The organism is Paenibacillus sp. Negev47 (assembly GCF_058313655.1).
On record NZ_CM177754.1, the window covers coordinates 193151 to 213767 of the forward strand.

13 protein-coding genes and 1 other RNA gene are annotated in these 20617 nt (G+C 46.6%); 9 read left to right on the forward strand and 5 right to left on the reverse strand.

What is annotated here, in order from left to right; translation table 11 throughout:
- The first annotated feature begins 352 nt into the window (after positions 1-352).
- The 8 genes from rnr to AC4G47_RS00980 all read left to right on the forward strand — a co-directional run bounded on the left by rnr (position 353) and on the right by AC4G47_RS00980 (position 10623).
- A complete protein-coding gene (gene rnr / locus AC4G47_RS00945; protein ID WP_491104348.1) occupies positions 353-3142 on the forward strand; it encodes a ribonuclease R in 2790 nt (929 codons plus the stop codon).
- Between the two features lie 261 nt (positions 3143-3403).
- Positions 3404-3886 carry an SsrA-binding protein SmpB gene (smpB, locus tag AC4G47_RS00950; RefSeq protein WP_482072074.1) on the forward strand — a complete coding sequence of 161 codons (483 nt, stop codon included), beginning with the start codon at positions 3404-3406 and terminating at the stop codon, positions 3884-3886.
- Between the two features lie 585 nt (positions 3887-4471).
- Positions 4472-4836, forward strand: a transfer-messenger RNA (tmRNA) gene (gene ssrA, locus AC4G47_RS00955).
- Between the two features lie 122 nt (positions 4837-4958).
- On the forward strand, positions 4959-5681 hold the full coding sequence (locus AC4G47_RS00960) for a uracil-DNA glycosylase (protein WP_491104349.1): 723 nt from the start codon (positions 4959-4961) through the stop codon (positions 5679-5681).
- Between the two features lie 103 nt (positions 5682-5784).
- Complete coding sequence (locus tag AC4G47_RS00965; protein WP_491104350.1) at positions 5785-7038, forward strand: mechanosensitive ion channel family protein; 1254 nt, start codon at positions 5785-5787, stop codon at positions 7036-7038.
- 397 nt (positions 7039-7435) lie between these two features.
- Positions 7436-8335 carry a glycine betaine ABC transporter substrate-binding protein gene (locus tag AC4G47_RS00970; protein ID WP_491104351.1) on the forward strand — a complete coding sequence of 300 codons (900 nt, stop codon included), beginning with the start codon at positions 7436-7438 and terminating at the stop codon, positions 8333-8335.
- 319 nt (positions 8336-8654) lie between these two features.
- Positions 8655-9560, forward strand: coding sequence for a phosphatidylinositol-specific phospholipase C (locus AC4G47_RS00975; protein ID WP_491104352.1), 906 nt, complete (start codon positions 8655-8657; stop codon positions 9558-9560).
- Between the two features lie 208 nt (positions 9561-9768).
- The gene (locus tag AC4G47_RS00980) at positions 9769-10623 is read left to right on the forward strand and encodes an aldo/keto reductase (protein ID WP_491104354.1); all 855 of its coding nucleotides are present in this window, start codon (positions 9769-9771) and stop codon (positions 10621-10623) included.
- 233 nt (positions 10624-10856) lie between these two features.
- Here AC4G47_RS00980 and AC4G47_RS00985 read toward each other — a convergent pair whose 3' ends face one another.
- A complete protein-coding gene (locus AC4G47_RS00985) occupies positions 10857-14027 on the reverse strand; it encodes an alpha-mannosidase (RefSeq protein WP_491104355.1) in 3171 nt (1056 codons plus the stop codon).
- A 200-nt stretch (positions 14028-14227) separates the two neighbouring features.
- Here AC4G47_RS00985 and AC4G47_RS00990 point away from each other — a divergent pair, with 200 nt between their 5' ends.
- On the forward strand, positions 14228-15154 hold the full coding sequence (locus AC4G47_RS00990) for a helix-turn-helix transcriptional regulator (protein ID WP_491104356.1): 927 nt from the start codon (positions 14228-14230) through the stop codon (positions 15152-15154).
- A 198-nt stretch (positions 15155-15352) separates the two neighbouring features.
- Here AC4G47_RS00990 and pdxA read toward each other — a convergent pair whose 3' ends face one another.
- The 4 genes from pdxA to AC4G47_RS01010 all read right to left on the reverse strand — a co-directional run bounded on the left by pdxA (position 15353) and on the right by AC4G47_RS01010 (position 20578).
- On the reverse strand, positions 15353-16354 hold the full coding sequence (pdxA, locus tag AC4G47_RS00995; RefSeq protein WP_341005757.1) for a 4-hydroxythreonine-4-phosphate dehydrogenase PdxA: 1002 nt from the start codon (positions 16352-16354) through the stop codon (positions 15353-15355).
- Positions 16351-17646, reverse strand: a complete 1296-nt coding sequence (locus AC4G47_RS01000; protein WP_491104357.1) for a four-carbon acid sugar kinase family protein — start codon at positions 17644-17646, stop codon at positions 16351-16353. Before AC4G47_RS01000 ends, pdxA begins: the two co-directional genes overlap by 4 nt.
- Before the next feature lie 96 nt (positions 17647-17742).
- The gene (locus tag AC4G47_RS01005) at positions 17743-18729 is read right to left on the reverse strand and encodes a 2-keto-3-deoxygluconate permease (protein WP_491104358.1); all 987 of its coding nucleotides are present in this window, start codon (positions 18727-18729) and stop codon (positions 17743-17745) included.
- A 166-nt stretch (positions 18730-18895) separates the two neighbouring features.
- Positions 18896-20578: a sigma-54-dependent transcriptional regulator gene (locus tag AC4G47_RS01010; RefSeq protein WP_491104360.1), complete on the reverse strand. Its 1683-nt coding sequence runs from the start codon at positions 20576-20578 to the stop codon at positions 18896-18898.
- Positions 20579-20617 lie beyond the last annotated feature (39 nt).

The following is a 20617-nucleotide window of genomic DNA, read 5'->3' on the forward strand; positions in this document are numbered from 1 at the left end:
ATGTCCCTCGCTTATTCGTTACGCGAATTCACTCCTTATAATGAATGTCATGTGTACAGAAAATTTTTCGGGTCTAGTCCTTTTCCAGATGCGTACTGTATATGTGCCGCATAAAATGTCTGTAGAGATATGTGAAAGCGTGATTATAGCGGAGCGTCAGGCCACTGTGGTTTTTTTGCGAGGTACGGATGGTCCGGATTGAATTCGTGTATACTAGGGTATGAGATAGTATGGTTGCACTACTACACTCTACACGAGAATGGCAATATGTATCATGAAAATGGTAAGAATTCCGATACATAAAGAGATGAGACTTGATTACACTTTTATGTTTCCCGAGGTGAATATATTAATGATAACAGAACAACAATTGCTCGACTTCATGCGGGAGACCGCTTATAAACCCATGACTTATCAGGAGTTGGAACAGCACTTCGCGATCGAAGATGCAGCTGATTTCAAAGCCTTTTTGATTATGCTGAATACGCTGGAGGAATCCGGTAAAGTTTTGCTGACCCGTAACAATCGCTATGGTATGCCAGAGCGCATGGACTTGGTACGTGGACGTTTACAGGCTCACGCCAAAGGGTTCGCTTTCCTGATTCCTGAGGATCGGGAGCACCCGGATGTATACATTCACGCCAATGATATGAAGAGTGCGATGAATGGTGACACGGTATTGGTTAAAGTCACGTCTCAAGGACCTTCTGGCGGTCGCCTTGAAGGTGAGATTGTTCGCATTGTTACTCGCGCTGTGACGCAAGTCGTTGGTGTGTTCCAAAGCCATGAGGTGTACGGCTTCGTCATTCCGGATGACAAACGGATTAATCGCGATATTTTCATCCCTCGTACCAACTTTGCAGGGGCTGTTGATGGACAGAAAGTCGTAGCTAAGATCGTCAGCTATCCGGAGGGCCGTGCTGCAGCCGAGGGTGAAGTGATCGAGATCCTTGGTCATAAGGATGAGCCGGGTATTGATATTTTGTCCGTTATTCGCAAGCATCAGCTACCTGAAGCTTTTCCGGACGAAGTGGTCCATGAAGCTGAGAAAGCTCCAGACTCCATCACCGATGAAGAGATTGTACAACAGGGTCGCCGTGATTTGCGTGGACTTAACATTGTCACGATTGATGGCGAAGATGCCAAGGACTTGGATGATGCTGTTAACGTAGAGAAACTGCCTAATGGCAACTATCGTCTTGGTGTTCACATTGCCGACGTTGGCTATTATGTGCAGGAGAATTCTTTATTGGATCAGGAAGCGTACAACCGCGGATGCAGTGTTTATCTGGTGGACCGGGTTATTCCGATGTTGCCACAGCGTCTATCCAACGGGATCTGTAGTTTGAACCCACAGGTAGATCGCTTGACTTTGTCTTGTGAGATGGAGTTCAACGACCAGATGAAGGTCGTGAAACATGACATCTTTACGAGTGTAATTAAAACCAAAGAGCGTATGACGTATTCTAACGTTCGTAAAATCCTTGAAGGCGAAGAGCCGGAATTGCTCGAGCGTTATAAAGATCTGGTGGATGATTTCCATCTGATGAAAGAGATTGCATTGAAACTGCGTGCCATGCGTATGCGTCGTGGTGCAGTTGACTTTGATTTTGAAGAATCCAAAATCATTGTAGACGAAGAATGCAAACCAGTGGATATCGTGAAACGGGAGCGTTCGATTGCGGAGCAAATCATTGAGGAATTCATGCTGGCAGCCAATGAAACGGTAGCAGAGCATTTCCACTGGTTGAAGGTTCCGTTCATTTATCGTGTGCATGAAGACCCGGATCAGGAAAAACTGCAGAATTTCCTCGCCTTTGCGGCGAATTTTGGATATCAGGTCAAAGGACGTGGCAACGCGATTCATCCACGTGCACTTCAATCGTTGCTGGAGGATATTAACGGTACGAAAGAACAAACCGTGATCAGCACGATGATGTTACGTTCCATGAAACAGGCGAAGTATGATTCTGAAATGTCGGGTCACTTTGGCCTTGCAGCAGAATTCTATAGTCACTTTACGTCTCCGATTCGTCGTTATCCCGATCTCGTGATTCACCGGGTGATTCGCGAAGTCATTGAGAACAAAGGCGCTTTGCCGGAGAACCGCCAGGAGTATCTGGCTGGACGCATGTCCGATATTGCCCAGCAGTCTTCGGAACGTGAACGTGTGGCCGTAGAAGCTGAGCGGGATACAGAGAAAATGAAGAAAGCCGAGTATATGCTCGATAAAGTAGGCGAAGAGTTCGAAGGTATGATTAGCAGTGTGACCAGCTTCGGTATGTTTATCGAGTTGGAAAACACGGTTGAAGGCCTGATTCGCCTGAGTGCACTCACAGACGACTATTACCATTTTGACGATCAGCATATGGCTCTGATTGGTGAACGTACCTCGAAAGTCTTCCGCATCGGTGATGAAGTGAAGATCCGTGTGGCACGTGTAAGCATGGAAGAGTATACGATTGATTTTGAAATGGTGGATATGAAACCTCGCGCTGAACGTCCTGGCGGCTTCAGTGGCGGACGTGGCGGTAAAGGTGGACGTCCTGGTAGCGGCGGCGGACGCGGCGGTGCCAAGGGTGGACCAGGTGGACTCAGCGGTTCGCGTGGCGGCAAAGGCAGCTCAACTGGTGCTGGAGGCAACCGTGGTGGCAGAATAACGGAAGAGAGCAGTAAAGGTGGACGTGGCGGTCGCAGTGGAGCGGCGAGTACGGGTACGGCTGCAGGCTCATCCGGTGTCTTCGCTGGTAAAGGCGGGGGCAAACCGAAGGGTGAGCGTCGCGCTGGTGAAGCTGGCAGATCGACTGGGCGGGGCAAAGGCGCGGTAAGCTTTGGTTTTGGCTCAGGTAAAGGTGGTTATAGTTCTACATCGGGTGGACCGGATAGTGGTTCAACGAGTGGACAAGGAAGTGGCCTGAACAGCGGTCGCGGGGAAGGAAGCTTCAAGTCCGGCAAGGGCTCAGGTAAAGGTGGCAAAAGCGGAAGTGGACGCAAGAACACTTCGCCAAGCGGCGTATTTATCGGAGAAGCTGCAACACCTGGTGGCGCTCAGGAAGGCGGAGCACCACGGCGCAAGCGGAAGAAGAATAAAGATTCTTCTGGCAACGGCACGGCCGCTTTTGTACGGAAAAAGAAAAAATAATAACGTCACAGTCACTTGGGGGACTGGATTGCAATTAGTTCATCCAAGTCAAGCGTGAGAGAAATAACCACTTCAGTTGGGTGTTGTTTCGCACAGTTCGAAAGTGGTGTAATGAGGAGGGGCGGCAGAGGTCGCCTCTTTCTTGATTTTAACAGCCGTACTTGCTACAATTAAGGTCTGGCACGTGGTACCTTTGTGCAACATCGGGTGCGCTGCTATAAAGCTTGGTACCGGCTTATTTTACGGAGAAGGAGTGAGGACATGGGCAAGAATGATGGACAGAGTAAAGTGCTCGCACAGAATAAAAAGGCTTCCCATGACTACTTCATTGAAGATACGTATGAAGCGGGCATGGTGCTTACCGGAACGGAGATCAAATCTCTTCGCAACGGCCGTGCGAATATTGGTGATGCATTTGCCACGATTCGGAACGGTGAGATTCATATTCACAATATGCATATTAGTCCTTTTGAACAAGGGAACCGAAATAATCCGCTCGATCCGACACGTACGCGCAAGTTGCTGATGCATAAAGTGCAGATTCACAAGCTGCTCGGGCTGTCAAAACAGGATGGGTACAGCATTGTGCCGCTGAAGATCTATATCCGCAACGGGTATGCGAAGCTTTTGCTCGGACTGGGTAAAGGTAAGAAACAGTTCGACAAGCGCGAGAGTGCAGCCAAGCGCGATGCTCAACGTGATATCCAACGGGTACTGCGCGAGAAACAGAAGGTTGCGCGTTGATTGGATCGCTGGGCGTGGAAGCTGCATTTTAGGGATATAAGTTAGTTTCCGTGATGGAGCTTAGGAAGAATGATGTACGAGGTAAGGAGTCTCAAATTTTGTCCTGTAATGGGCAAGATTGAGGCTTTTTTTGTATTGGGAAGGGTAATGTGATGTGAATTGCTGATGTGTGCTGTGATGAATTTTGCTGTTATGCATTGGAGGGAGGCACCAGAAGCATGAGCTTTATAGGTGCTGAAATATGAAATATCAGACTGTTGCGTAGTTTACATTAATCATGGGTAAGTTACTTAGGTGCAGTTGTTCGTGATCTGATCTGGGTAAACTTTACTTCCGATTGGTGACGCGGTATAATATGTAGACGATTGAGCCTAGTGTATTGGATATACTTGTACACGTGCTCAACCTGCTGGAAGGTCTTCCAGCAATCTGTACTATATCAGCACTCTGTCCTATGTTATGATTACTCATGTAGCAGACAGGAATGCCGAGTTTGAAAGCAGCATCTTTTTACCTTGGAGGAAAAAGATGTGCAGCACCTTTGCTCCGTATTCACGGATTAATCCTGGAGCCCTTCTTAATTGAGGGGGCGTTTATGGATTCGACGGGGATAGTTCGAGCATGGGTAGCGGGTAGTGGGGACGCGTCCGCTTCATCAACGCTAAAGCCTATTAAACGGCAAACAACAAACAAACTACGCTTTCGCAGCCTAAGAAACTGTGTGCGTGCTTCTAACCTGCATCGCCCATGTGACAGGATTAGGGGCTAACAAGTAGTGGGATACGCTGTCACATCTCCGCCTGGGGTGTGCTGAAGAAGACAATCAGGCTGACCCAACGTATAGCCGGTTACGGGGCGATACTCGGGTGACATCAAAACTGTGACTACACCCGTAGAAGCTTATGTGTCGTTATCTTCGGACAGGGGTTCGACTCCCCTCGCCTCCATTAGAGTCAAGAAACCATCAATCAGTAATCTGGTTGGTGGTTTTTTTGTTTATGCTATAATCTTTTTAAAATATGCGGATGGAAGCCGTAATTACTCCGTACTCTCCCAAAGGAGGCAAAGAAGCATGAGCCAAACGCAGCAACAGATCCGCGAGTTTGTTGCAGGGATACAAGCATATGTCTCGCCAGTAAATGTGATTAATCCTTGGAGAGATTATGTGAAGGGCTATGATATCGGCCCCGAAGCGGTGGAGATTCGTTCTGAACATTTGGTCAGGTATTTGGAACCAAGAATGTCCAAGGCTCGGTACATCTTTATTGCTGAAGCCGTAGGCTATCAAGGGGCGAGGTTCTCTGGCGTACCTTTGACGTCCGAACGAATGGTTACCGGGAATCACTTGCTGGTGGATCACCAAATGATTTTTCCAGGCGAGCCTGGTGTCCGGACAAGCCTTCCCAATATCGCCAAACCTAACCGGAATCAGGCACAGTATGGATTCGCAGAACCAACAGCATCCATCATATGGGATGTAGTTCTATCCGGTCAGAAGTGGAAGCCAACGGATTTTATATTTTGGAACATGTATCCCTTCCATCCTTATCAATCTTCTCAAAACATGATGACGAATCGAACGCCGACTTCTGTAGAGTTAGAGGATGGTCTGCTATATGCTAGGGAGCTTATCGGACTGAATCCCGATGCTCAAATTGTGGCTATTGGCAGAAAGTCAGCAGACACGTTAAGCCTCTATCGAATCAAGCATGACCATGTGCCACATCCCGCAAATGGTAGAGCCCGACAATTCCGAGATGCCGTGAGGACTATTTTGGATCTTGGATTCAATTAAATGAAAAACGCCGATGGTGAATGACTGGGGAAGGTTCACTTTGCTTACCATCCTAATCTACTTTATAATAATAGGCTAAACTAGAAGATGTCAGGAGGAAACAATGGACTTTATCAGAAATCAACTAGAGGGAATGGGCATGAGTGAGCCAACCATTGGATATCTTTCGAATATAATTATGGTTATTTTTATAGCGGTGATCTCGGTGGTGGCGAATTTTATAGCCAAAAAAATTGTGCTGAAGACGATTAATCATATCGTCAATAACAATCGGTACAAGTGGGGCAACATCATTGTGGAGAAAAAATTGTTCCACAAGTTGTCGCATCTCGTGCCAGCGATTATCATCTATTATTCTGCTTATATCTTCCCGTCCTATCAGGCCTTGATCGAAAAGGCTGCGATGACATACATGATCGTTATCATGATCACGGTGCTTAACGCACTGCTCAATGTGTTTGATGATATCTATCGTACCTATGATGTCTCCAAGATCAGACCGATTAAGGGATACATTCAAGTCGCGAAAATTGTGCTATACATCATTGGTGGTATTGTCGTCATTTCCAACATGATCGGACAGAATCCGTTGATTATTCTCAGTGGACTTGGTGCGTTATCGGCTGTACTGATGCTGGTATTCAAGGATTCCATATTGGGTCTGGTGGCCGGCGTTCAACTATCTTCGAATGATATGGTACGCGTAGGTGACTGGATTGAAATGCCGAAATATAATGCAGACGGTGACGTTATCGATATTACACTGAACACGGTAAAGGTTATGAATTTTGATAAGACCATTACGATGATTCCGAGCTACGCCCTGATTTCCGACTCCTTCAGGAACTGGAGAAGTATGCAGGTATCCGGTGGCAGAAGGATTAAGCGAAGCGTCTATATTGATATTAGCAGTATCCGTTTTTGTACCGAGGAGATGGTGGCGGAGTTTGAGAAGATTCAATACCTGACTGATTATGTCACGGCAAAAACACAAGAAATCCATGCATACAACATGGAACATCAGGTGAATACGGAAAGCAATGTGAACGGAAGACAGCTCACGAATGTGGGTGTGTTCAGGGAATATATCCATCAGTATTTGAGAAATCATCCCAAAATTCATAAGGATATGACGCTCATTGTCAGACAGCTGGCGCCGGGGGATAACGGGCTGCCCCTGGAGATCTATGCTTTTAGCAATGATACTTCCTGGGGAGTATATGAATCGATCCAAGCGGATATCTTTGATCATATCTTTGCAGTTGCTTCGACATTTGGGCTTCGTGCGTTCCAGAATCCAACCGGACATGATATTGTGCAACTGAAAGAGGATAAGCAATATGCACGAGAGTATTGAGAGAGGTGCGGCCACCGTTAGGTGGTCGTTTTTGTGTTTCACATGGTTAAAATACACAAACTACTTCGGAAGGATCAGTATGAGAGATTTAAGGTTTCAACCCTTTTTAACATAAAATATAAAAAAATAAAAAAATCTTTTCGGTACATTATACCGAAGGTAGATTTATAGCATCTGGAAGTATATAAGCGTATCCCCGCTTTAAAACAAGTACAGTTTATACAGTATTTTCTGTACATACGCAACAAACGCTTTTTGTTGTTTGAGATCGGTTTCATTATTTGTTATCATAACGGAGTTGGTTGGGCGACTGTCGTATTATGTCTAAGAATGTCTACATTTCTGCAGAATGTAACGTTAGTATCTAACAACACGGGAATTAAAGAGGGGAAGACTTATGATGAAGGCAATGAAAAAATGGATGATGGTTACAAGTTTAGCTGCGGTATTCACACTAGGTGCATGTTCCTCCAATGCTGCTACGGTTGGAGACACCTCGAGTGTCGGTGAGCAGGTTAATTATAAAATTACAGGAACAGACCCAGGTGCGGGCCTAATGAGACTGACAGCTCAGGCAATGGAAGATTATGAGTTATCAGATTGGACGTTGATGGAAAGTTCAGCAGCAGGCATGACAGCCCAGTTAGATCGATCTTATAAAAATAAAGAACCGATTGTCTTTGTTGCTTGGTCTCCGCACTGGATGTTTAATACCTATGACCTGAAGTATCTGGATGACCCGAAGATGACGTATGGTGAACCGGAAGAGATTCATTCGATTGCGCGCCTTGGACTTCAGAAGGACCACCCCGTTGCCTATGAATTCCTGGATCGTTTTAACTGGACGTCGGAAGATATGGGTGAAGTGATGGTAGACATACAGAACGGAATGGAACCAGAAGCTGCTTCGGCCAAATGGGTTGATGGACATAAAGATAAAGTTCAAGAATGGACTAAAGGACTGAAACCCGTCAATGGAGATCCGTTCACCTTGAGTTATGTAGCATGGGACTCGGAGCTTGCCAGTACCAATGTCGTTCGCTATGTACTTAATGAGAAGTTGGGATACCGGGCAGAGGCTCTGCAAGTGGAGATTGGACCGATGTGGCTCGGCGTTGCCAACGGCGATGTGGATGCGATTGTAGCTGCATGGCTGCCAGTGACACATTCAGATTATTGGGAGCAATATGGTGACAGACTGGATGATCTCGGCGCTAATATGGTTAATGTAAAATCTGGGTTGGCTGTTCCTTCCTATATGGAAGATGTGAACTCAATCGAAGATTTGCAGTCTTAAGTTCCCATCGATGTTACTTCATGAAAAGAAAGAGTATACCTTTTTTCCAGGATACTACGAATGGAATTGAAATACGTGACGGTCACCATAATTGGTGGCCGTTTTTACGTTTAAACCCACTTTCTAAAATTCGTGGTGCAATTAATTTCAATTTTACCTGGACGTAATAACATGCAAACAATAGAGAAGTAGAGTTGAAGTATAGACATCTAGACATCCATAGGGAATCAACATCAGCCTATTACAGGTGATGTGATCATCAAGCTGGCGCCGCTTAATGATCAGGGTAAAACCAAAACAAGCAAAGGTGGTATTTACATTGTTCAAGAAAATAAGCCTGGCCCTTGCATTCGTAACTCTCTTTTCATGGACGTTGACTGGTGTTTCTTCCGCTTACAGCAATTCCAATTGGATGGGATCACTCCCTGCTAACACCCCGCTTTCTTCTCTTTCGATCCCAGGAACGCATGATTCCGGCGCCTTGTATGAACCGATCAATGGAACCGCAAAGACACAGGATCTGACCATTGCCCAGCAATTGAATGTGGGTGTCCGTTTCCTTGATGTTCGCACTAGACATTACGGGGATGCATTCACCATTCATCACGGGGCTATCTATCAGAATCAAAATTTTGATGATGTATTAAATGCAGTCATTGGCTTTCTGAACAATAATCCCTCTGAGACCATTATTATGAGTGTGAAAGAAGAGCATACACCTGCGAATAATACGCGCACGTATGAGGAAACATTCAAATCCTATGTCGCCAAGAATCCTGATAAATGGCTGCTAACCGACCGCATCCCTACCCTTGGGGAAGCAAAAGGCAAGATCGTATTGCTGAGAAGATTTGATATGAGCCAATCCCCGTATGGTATTAATGCTACTGCATGGCAAGAGAACACCACCTTTAACATTCAGAATGCAGCAAGTATGAAGATTCAAGATTATTTTAAAGTATCAGATAAGAACAAGAAATGGTCGGATATTCAAAACATGTACAACGAAGCCAAATCCCAAAATTCTGCTTGGCTGTACATTAACTACACAAGTGGTTATGACCCGGGTTGGTTCGGTATTCCCAACATTCGCTCCATAAAAGACGATATGAACCCGAAAGTAAACACATTCTTTACGACCAATACCAAAGGCCGCTTTGGCATTTCGGTTATGGATTTCATCGACGAAAGTACATCAGCCAAAATTATTGCAACCAATTTCTAATGTAAGATGTATCGTGTGCGTTGTGAGGCACTATATCAAAAGACGCTGGTCCTTTGTGACAGGCGTCTTCTTTTTACATTTGATAAGTGAACTCAGCAATAGTTGTTCAATTTGATTCAAGCATATACAAGGGGTTAAGATAATTCGAGAGGGTAAATGTTTCTCCAGATAAGGGTAAAAGAATATTTTCGCAAAGGAGAGTTCTTACATGAATCATCAAATTCCGGAATATACATTGAATGATGGCTTGAAAGTACCTGCAATTGGGTTCGGTACCTATAGTTTAAAAGGAGAAGAAGGTGTGAAATCGATCGCATCCGCAATGGATACGGGTTATCGGTTGATTGATACAGCATACAACTATGAGAATGAAGCAACAGTGGGCAAAGCCATCAAGCAAAGCTCCATCGCCAGAGAAGAACTGTTGATTTCCTCGAAGCTGCCGGGGCGCTATCACGCACATGACAAGGCAATGGTGGCGATCCAGGAATCCCTGTATAGAGCCGACTTAGATTATTATGACCTTTACCTGATCCACTGGCCCAATCCCAAAAAGGATATGTATGTGGAGGCATGGCAAGCTCTAATTGAAGCGAAAAAACGCGGGTATATCCGTTCCATCGGAGTAAGTAACTTCTTGCCTGAGCACAATGAACGCCTGATTAAGGAGACGGGGGTAGCGCCGAGTCTGAATCAGATTGAGCTGCATCCATTTTTTGACCAAGCTAATCAGCGGGAACAGGACGCGAAGCATGGCATTGTGAACGAGTCTTGGAGTCCAATCGGACGTGGCAATGATGCTGTGCAGGATATCGTCAAAGATGAAAAAATCCTCCGCATCGCGGAAACCCATGGGAAAACGCCTACCCAAATCATCTTGCGCTGGCATATCCAGCTGGGCTCCATTCCAATTCCGAAGGCAAGTTCGCTTCAGCATCAGCAAGAGAATATCGATATTTTCGATTTTGAGCTGACTGCGCAGGAGATGGAAGTTGGCTCTTCATTTAGCCGTCCAGATGGACGATTGTGGGACCAGGACCCGAGCGAGTACGAAGAATTTTAAGGATGACGTATCCGCTGTCTAAGTGGGTTGCAGTATAATCTACCATTAGTGATCAGAAACCCCTGTGAATAAACATGGAAAGCCTCCGGCTCTATCGATGGTATTCCGGGGGTGTTTTTGTCTGCCTAGAAACAGGGAGTATATTAAAAAAGAAAAAAAGAGTGCTCCTGTCATTACTGACAAGGAACACTCATGAAATGAACGGGTATAGACTTACGCATAAAATGTGCCCACTACGCTTTCGGAATCCGGAAGGTCAGAATCTCGTACGGTTTGATATCAAAAGAAATCCGGCCGTTATCCACGATGCATTCCGCTTCGTTATTTTCTAATAGATCACAGGCATATGCTGTGGCACCTGATCCTTCAGGTAGCTGAAGGGAAGCCCGACTGCGGCGACCATGTGCTTCGTACATCCGAATGATCATATCATCGTTGTTCTCGGCTTTTTTGATGACCTCTAACACGACATTCTCCTGATCGACTGATGCGAGTGACCATACTCCAGGCAACGTGCCAGTTTGGGATGCAATCTCGCGGGCAACTAGAGGACGGTTGATATCATAAGCAGCTTGGATGACACGTCCCTCACGGAAATCTCCTTTGTGCGGATAGAGGGAGTACGTGAACACATGCTGCTCTTTATCGGCGTTCTCATTGGGATACGTGGCACTTTTGATCAATGAGAGTCGTATGACCGAGTTGTGAATGTCATACCCGTATTTGCAGTCGTTCAACAGAGCAGCGCCGTACCCGTTCTCCGCCAGATCGGCCCACTTCTGTCCGCATACTTCAAATCGTGCCTGATCCCAGCTTGTATTACGGTGGGTAGCACGCTCCACGTTACCGTACTGGATTTCATAGACTGCTTTCTCACTCCAAATATCCAGCGGGAAGGCGGCTTTCAATAACAGGTGCTCCTGCTTCCAGTCTACAAATGAACGGAAATCGATCCGGCGCGTATGCGCATAGAAGATGATTGTCTGCTCAATAACAGATTCCAGGAACTGTCGCTTCACTTGAAGCACGGAACGCACTGGCCCACTTTCAATCCACTCTAGCGACTGCAGGTCATTAATCTCCCACATATGTTGTTCGTAATAATCGTCAATGTTCCACGCCTCGTATTCCGCAGGTCGATCCTCGAATACTTGCAGCACGTTACCGCGCTCGCCAGACTGAAGCAACTCACGGCCCTCCAGCTTGTCCCAAACGGATACCAGCTCGGCACTGTCATTCAGATGGATATCGTACCATGGGGTCTGAATATGCTGCTGGTCTGCTTGCCACTGTGCAACCGACACGCCAGCGCCTTGTTCGGCGGCCAGATCAGCCGTGATGCGGAAGGTTTTATATCCCGAGGCCGGTACATTCTCAGCGAGGAATACCATTCCACCATCCAGTGCACGCTGTCTCGGTACTGGACGATCACCATCATAGACGGTCACATTTCTCGCAAAAGAAGGAAGTTCAACCACATCCGTTCGTTCGAATCCGGTCGTGTTGAATACAACAATGGCTTCGCCGTCAGACGTAATGCTGCTCACAATGCCGTTCAGGGCACTGTTCTTCAGCTCATCTGTGACATGAATGACCTCTTCATATTGCTCCTTCGAATCCACATAGACCTGCTCAATGGAGCTACCTGGAAGAATATCATGGAACTGGTTCAGCATCGTCAGCTTCCATGCATGCTCCAGTGCATCGGTTGGGTAGACCGCTCGTGCATCCGCCTCACGATGAATCATGGAATACAGCTCGGCATCCGCCAGCGCAAATTCACTATGCCGGTTATATCGCTTGTTGCGAGCCATGGACGTGTAAGTCCCCCGGTGGTATTCCAGATATAGCTCTCCCGACCAGCGTGGAACGGAACGAACATCGTCCAGATTCTGTTCCAGCTTCTCGAAGAATTCTCGTACAAATGTACGTTTCACGTCCGGTACGCCTGGTAATCCTTTTTCAAGCCGTCTGCCGTGCTCTAGCATCTCCTCGGTTGGACCGCCGCCCCCATCGCCGAAGCCGTAACACTGTAACACATTTGCATTGATATTTTTGTTCTGATATCGTTGCCATGTGCCCTTGACTTGAGATGCATTGAATCGCCCGTTGTAGGTCGTCTCGAAGCGGCGCTGCCTGAAATCGGGATGCTTGTCATAGTCAGTCGCTGTGATGAAATGGGTTAAAACCTCAGATCCGTCAATGCCTCTCCAGTACATCGTGTCGTTCGGAATCTGGTTCGTATCGTTCCAGGCGATTTTGGTTGTCATAAAATAATCAATGCCGCTCTTGCGCATAATCTGTGGCATCGCTGCACTATAACCAAATACATCTGGCAGCCAGAGAACACGGTTCTCCACGCCAAACTCTTCCTTGAAGAAACGCTTTCCGTATATAATCTGACGGATCATGGATTCGCCCGAGATCAGGTTACAGTCGGCTTCCAGCCACATTGAACCTTCCGCTTCCCAGCGGCCTTCGGCCACTTTTTCCTTGATTTTCTCATATAGCGATGGGTAATCTGCCTTCAGGTATGCATATAGCTGCGGTTGCGAGGACATGAAGGTATATTCCGGGAACTTGTCCATCAAGTAGAGTACACTCGCAAAACTCCGGATGACCTTTTCCCGTGTCTGATCGAGTGTCCATAGCCATGCCACATCAATATGGGTATGTCCGATGCAGTGAACGGTAGGGATGTGATCACCCGCAGGGCGAGTTTCACCGTAGATATGATTTTGCATATAGAGGCGGGCTTCCAGCACCGATGCATGAAAAGCAGTACTGTTTTCCTGGCGTAGATCCAGTAAATTTACCGCCTGATTCAGATGTTCAATCAGCTTCAGTCGCTCCAGGTCATCCTCACGCAACAGATCCGCAGCATCGAGTGCAGCCTTAATATCGTAATATAAATCCGTGACAGGCTGATGATGCTCAGCTACATATACATTGAGAAAGACATCGGCTGCCGAAGTACTACAGTATGCATAGAGTGCCAACTCGAATTCTTCCCCTTGTACCGCAGCGGGTGTCAGGTCAATCTCCGTATGGTTAACGTCCAGACCGCAGATCAATTCCCCATTAAGGAATGCCAGGAATTGCGGATTATCATAGTTCCAGATATCATCAGCACCAGTGACGATGGTACAAACGACTTTTTTTCCTTCCATATGATCCGGGATGCGAATCCGGGTTTTGAAGCAGCTGTGCACATCTTTACCGCCCCAGCCATCACCTTTACGAAACACATTCCAGGAGGAAGGGTCCTCATGAACCAGTTCCCAGGAGTGATAACCACTTTCTTTATGATAAAGCTCGGGTATATATGTCTTGGAGGTCAGTCGTGCACGTTCCAAGTGTTTCGCAATGGTATGGATTCGAGTATACAAGGAATTCATTTTCATGTTGGTTTCCCACCTCGGTTTATAGTAAGTACAGGTTGTAGTCGTTGTTGGATCAAAGTTAATGCAAGCGCTAACATATTATCTTTATCATAACAAACAGAAACAGCGTCAAACTATGTATTGTATGCTGAAAATAGCGTATTTTTATTGCATTTCATGCTAAAATGAACTCATTAGTATTGGGAAGAGGGGGCATGTCCATGACACATTCCGTTTTGGCATACGAACAGGGATATGCGATCCATATCAACCAGCCTGGAGATTCACTGTTTTATCATCTGGATTATGATGAACGCTCCCATGAACTGAATATGGAGTTTCAGCATTTTCACGATTTCTATGAGATCTGTATTCTTCTGGATCGCACGGCTGCACACATCATTGAAGGCAGTTTGTACGAGATTCAGCCTTATGATATCGTTCTGCTGCGGCCTTCCTTACTGCACAAAACGCAATATCCCAAGGGAGTGCCCCCCAAACGATTGATGATCACCTTTGCCATACCACGTAATACACCTAGTCTTGAGAGCGGTTACACAGAACTGTTTTCGATCTTTGATGAACCAATCCCGATATTTCGATTTACAGAAGAACGGCGCCAGGCGGTATTGGCTCCTTTAAACGAAATCTTTATGTTATCACAGAATCCCTCAGTACTTCATTCGGTTGCAGTTCATGGCAAGTTCGTTGAGTTTCTCTGCGCAATTCATCGATACTCAGCTGAGAATAGCTACGTTCGTGAAGAGACAGGCTCGTCCATGTCCCAACGGATGTATGCTATTGCATCATATATTCACAGTCATTACCAAAATGAGCTATCGCTCGAAGAGATATCCAAACGATTTTTCGTAAGTGCTCATCATTTATCCCGTCAGTTCAACAAAGTCACAGGCTTTACATTTACGGAGTATATTCAGATGACCCGAATTCGCAATGCTCAACAGATGCTTCTGAATTCCAATAAAAAAATTACCGATATTGCGGCACAATGCGGCTTCGCCAGTTTCTCACAGTTCAATCGCATCTTCAATAAACTCAATGGCATGTCACCGAGTGCCTATCGCCGAAGTAGACATTCACAGAGTGAACGTGAAGTGGCGAACATGATGGGTAAACCTGAGCGCTGACTTGAGGCGGGTTGATCTGGTGATATCCGTAACGATGTGCTGATGAATGGCGACAGCCAAGAATGTATAGAGAACATACAAAAAAGGCAAGCCCTCTAAGTTACAAAGGGATTGCCTTTTTCCTTCTATATAAAGATACGTCTACCTAGAGATAGTTTCCTGACCAGACTCACTCATGTGCCTGTATGAAGGCTACTGTTAAACTTGATCCTTTGGCGCCAGCTCAATAGCAGAGCGGATGGCAGCCAGCATGCTTTTATCATCGGCGATGTTTTTGCCGGCGATATCGAAGGCCGTACCGTGGTCGACAGACGTACGGATGATGCCACCTTTCAGGCCAACGGTGATGTTCACGCCTTCCTCGATGCCCATCACCTTGATCGGTGCATGGCCTTGGTCGTGGTAGCAGGCTACAACGATATCGAAGTCACCGCGACCAGCGCGGAAGAAGAGGGTGTCCGCCGGGAGTGGACCAACGACGTTAATGCCTTCCTGCTGCGCACGCTCAATGCCGGGCTGCAGTTTCTCTTCTTCTTCTCCGTTACCGAACAAGCCGTTCTCTCCGGCATGAGGATTGATTCCGCATACGGCTACGCGCGGATTCTCAAAGCCTGCTTTTTTCAGCGTATCATGAGCAAGCTTCACGACGGTGTAAGTTCTTTCCGGATTAATACTCGCGATAGCATCGATCAGACCCATGTGTGTTGTCAGGTGAATGACTCTCAGATTAGGCGTTGTCAGCATCATCGAGAAGTCCTGCGTATCCGTAAGATCAGCCAGAATCTCGGTGTGCCCAGGATAGAGGTGTCCCCCTTGATGCAAAGCTTCTTTGTTCAAAGGCGCTGTGCAGATGGAGTGAATCTGCTGCTTTTTGGCAAGATCAATGGCTTTGGCGAGAAACTGGAATGCTGCATCTCCAGCCACGGCAGATACTTTACCGTATTCCAGATCCGCAGGAACGAGATTCAGATCAATCACATCCACAGTACCGAATTCATACTTGGCTTCGGAAGGCTCTTGAATAGCGTTAACGTTAAGATTTGAACCGATGACCGGCAGCACACGCTCCAGAATCTTCGCATCACCGATAACGAGTGGATTGCACTGATCGTACATTTCTTGATGACCCAGTGCTTTCATAATAATCTCCGGTCCAATACCTGCTGCGTCGCCCATCGTAATTCCAATTGTAGGTTTCATACGAGAATACCCCCTTTTAATTTTTGAATCGCATGGATAAAGACATCGGGTTTGCCGAATCCGCCTGCTTTGGTAATCACATGCAGATCATGAATCCCTATAAACTTGGAGATCGGTACGCCGATTTCAAGCTCATCCAGTAGCTCGAAGCCGCTAATATTCCATTTCAGACAGATTTGTTTAGCCGTATCGCCACCAGTCATGGATACCCCTTTGAAAAGTCCCTCTTCCAGCAGTCTGGCACAGATCTCCCCCATCGCAAGTACAATTTCATTGCTGACTTCCGTGTGGTTGAGACCGCGCATTTCGCCCGTTGCCCGTGCCAGTTCAATATCCACTTGTTCTGCGGTAGAGTAGAGGACAACATCTTGTCCATCGAGCGCTTTGGATCTTACCTCTGCATACACACGTTCCATTTCCTCTGCTCGGTCTGCGGATGCAGATACAGCCTTGAAGGAGTGGAAAGAAACGGGCGAGATGCGGGTCTGTTTCAGCAGTTGCTTTAACTGCTCGCGGGAATTTTTGTTCACGCTGCCCACAACCGTCAGGATTGGACCCGGATTCTCCGGTATCGTGAGTTCGGCAGACTTGGATTCAAGTTCGTAGTGAGCAGGGAGGTAGTTGGCAACGCCAGCAGACCCTGCCCAGGCAAAGGTATAATCCAGTTCGCGAGTCATCTGCAAGATCATCTCCAGATGCCGTTCTTCTGTGGAATCTACGAGTACATACGGAATGTTATTTTGTTTAAACTGGTCTAGTTTCGATTGAATGTGGCCTTGGCCAACTTCCAGATCAGCTATCGTAATCTCGCCCACTTCGTAATTCGTCTGCTGTTTCAGCAGATTTGGAAGGTAGGAAAGAGTTACAGGTGTCTTCGGATCATTCGCAATCTCGGTTTCAGCGAGCGGAACGCCGTTCAGATAATGAACACCCTCCAGAATGGTACGGTTATTTTTCGGATAGCCCGGAGCGATCATCATAAAATCAGGTTTGACGACATCATACAGGGCATCAATCTCGATGCCAATATTTCCACGCATGGTCGAATCCATCTTTTTGAAAATCGCCTCAAATCCATTGTTCGTCAGCAATTCAGCTGCCCGATACACACGGTTATACGCTTCCTGCGGGGATATGGAACGACTATCTGTATCAAAGACGACGGCATCATAACGTGTAAGAGGCTCCTCATCCATATTAAAAAGTACACTGGTCTTCAAGCCATGACGGGCAAGCTGCACCCCGCTGTCATTGGCACCGGTCAAATCATCTGCGATAATGGCTAATTTCATGCAGTCATCCCTCCTTGTAAGCACAATTGTTATAAAAAATCCGTTCAGATTATCAATTAAGCATAGATTAAGCACATTAGATCAGGCAAAGACCATTTATGTGGTAGGTCGTTGATTGTATTTCTCGACTCCACCTGATTTCTCCAGTCGTTTGGAGAGGAACCCGATGAAGATCGGCAACAGTATGGCTGTCGTAACAACACTCGCGGCAATCTGTACTGTTGCAATCTCGGCAATAGGGCCAAATGAAGCATTAGCAGCCACGATGGCCGCAGGTGTACCTACCGCATTTCCGGCAGTTGAACCTTCGGAAGCACCAACGATGGGATTCCAGCCAATGACTTTGAACAACAGATATCCAATTCCGCCTGTGAGAAGCACGGTTAGAACGCCAAGCATGATTCCACCAAGTCCACCTTGGATGATCGAGGAGAAGTTGATTCCCATACCCAGTGAGAAGGCGAAGAACGGAACAAGTTTGTCGCTGCCTTTGTGCAGCCACTCCGCCAGATTGCGGTCCAGATTACCAATAATGACACCAACGATGAGCGGAAGCAATACAGCAACGAATGCCATAGGAGAGAACATGCCGTTGGCGAAGCCCATTGCACCGAAGATGGAGAGCGCTACCATAGTTAGGAATGGACCATCGCTGAGCGCGAGGAACGGATAGGCTGCTTTGTCATCTTCTTTACCGTATTGACCAGCGAGTGCAATGTACAAACCGCCGTTGGAGTTGGTCATTGCGGCAATAATGGCAAGTGGAGCAAGACCCAGGAATAACCCGCTTGAGTCGGCAAACAAAATGGCAACGAGGCCGAGTGCTGCACCGATCGCCCACTTGACGACCAGTAAGGTAACGCCCTTGCCGACGGATGAACCTGCTGTTTTGAACGTAATCTGTGTACCCGCAATCAACAGGAACAGCGCGATCAACGTACTGGAACTGTTAACGAATAGAGCTTCCGTGAACCCGCCAATGCGCAGGGCATTCGGGAAGAATGTATTAATGGTTGCACCGAGTAACAGGGGAACGACCATCATACCGCCAGGGATACGATCTAAAGTTGCTTTAATGTTCATAGTAGTAGCTCCTTATGAAGTAATCGTTTTTATGAAGCGCTTGCAGGAATTATGTTATCCCATATCGTTTAATATAGCAACAATAAATTATTGTAAATTTTAAATACACGCTTAACTGTTTAAAAATGCAACACATAAAAGCAATAAAAAAGACGTAAACTTAAAGTTAATCTTTAAGTTTACGCCATAATGTGGCTCGGTTAATCCCAAGGCGCTCTGCGGCCTTCGATTGATTATTATTTTCCTCCTGAAGCACGAACTGGATAACTTCCTTCTCAATCTCCTTCAGCGTACCGTGCAACCTCATTTGGCTTGAAGAAGGTTGCTGACCCAGCAAGCGGGACAAGGTAGCCGTGGTGATGACATAATCCTGTTCATTCAGTGCAGCCTGCTTGATTAGATGCTTCAACTGGTTAACGTTCATATACGTGATCTGATCCCGAATCAGCTCTAGTGCATCTTCTTTTATCCTGACCGCGGTAGTTCCATATTTCTGGTAGTAACCCATAAGGAAATGCTGCATCAGTGGAGCCAGGTCCTCCGGTCTATCCGCAAGATTTGGCATCATGATCGTATTAAGCTCCAGATCGAGTGACCACTGTGGGTTCAATGCCTGCTCCCCGAGTATAAACACCCCAATCTGGCTTTGAAGGCAGTTTTGGATAAAGGAGAGCAACTCCGGATCTTCCATACGTGAATCCATGTGGTTAATCTCTACATTTCGAACCTTGGAGAGTGGTATCTTGTGCAAATGACCGGGCGGAACTTGCGTGAGATCTATCTGTAACAGCAGTCCGCCACCGGAGTACATCTGATGAATGTGTTTGACCAGAAAAGATTTACCGGAATCGGCTTCACCCCGCAGATAGATTGGCTCATGATTCTCGTAGAGTGCCCTAATGTTCTTCAGTACTGCCTGCATGGCAGGGGAATCAGCAACAATGGGCTCCATCGATGCGTCCGTGAAAGTTGTTATGCCGAATTGTGCAAAGGCATAGGGTTGTCCTTTTTCCAGCATATATACCTTGTAGCTCTTGTTGTTCAGAGTCGTTTCATAGGCGTTGACCGTGAGCTGGTAATCGTCCACCATGAACACATTTTGGATCTGGGATTGATGGAATTCCAGGCTGGTGTTGGTCAGATATATGTGATTATCGGTCAGTGGATTTTTCTCAAAATCAGTCAGGTTCTCGAACACCACTTCATTCCGTTCATTTAAAATAAGCAAATTCGGATGTTCCTGTGTAACCAGGTCCTTTAGTATGATCGATATCGCATGATTTTTGCTCAAATAACGGTAGACCAGCTGCGCATCCTCCATCGCTCTAAGGATGGATTCCTGGCCGGATTGGATCAACAATCCCTCCAGACCATAGGTCTTCGCGGTATTGACGGTGATTACATCTCCGACAATCTGCCGGTACCCGGAAGCTTTCAACTCCAAGAGCAGTCGTGCTACATCTTCCGAGCTATGTATGGTATAGACCTTGAGGGGCAGATCCATCAGATCAATAATGGATTGTGCACCAGAGGTGATGTTGGAGAAGCCAACGATGGCCGTTAGGCCGTTAAACTGGCTCGCCAGTGTAAGTGAACGAATCATATCATAGCCCGATAACTGTACATCAATGACGGGAATAGTCACGGCTTTCTTAATCAATTGGGCGGTTCCGCCGCGGCTGATGATAATCTCTGCACCGTTTTTCTCAGCTTGAGTTGCTAATTCCACACCGTTCGCCAAATCGCCCACGTCCGTCTGAATGGCTAACTGGGGAAAGCGAGGAATGCACTCTTGTATAATAGGAATCATCGATTCGTAGGGAGCGATAAAGTGAACTCGTGTACGCATAATTTTCCTGCCTTTTATAGAAATCATTGATCCCCTTAT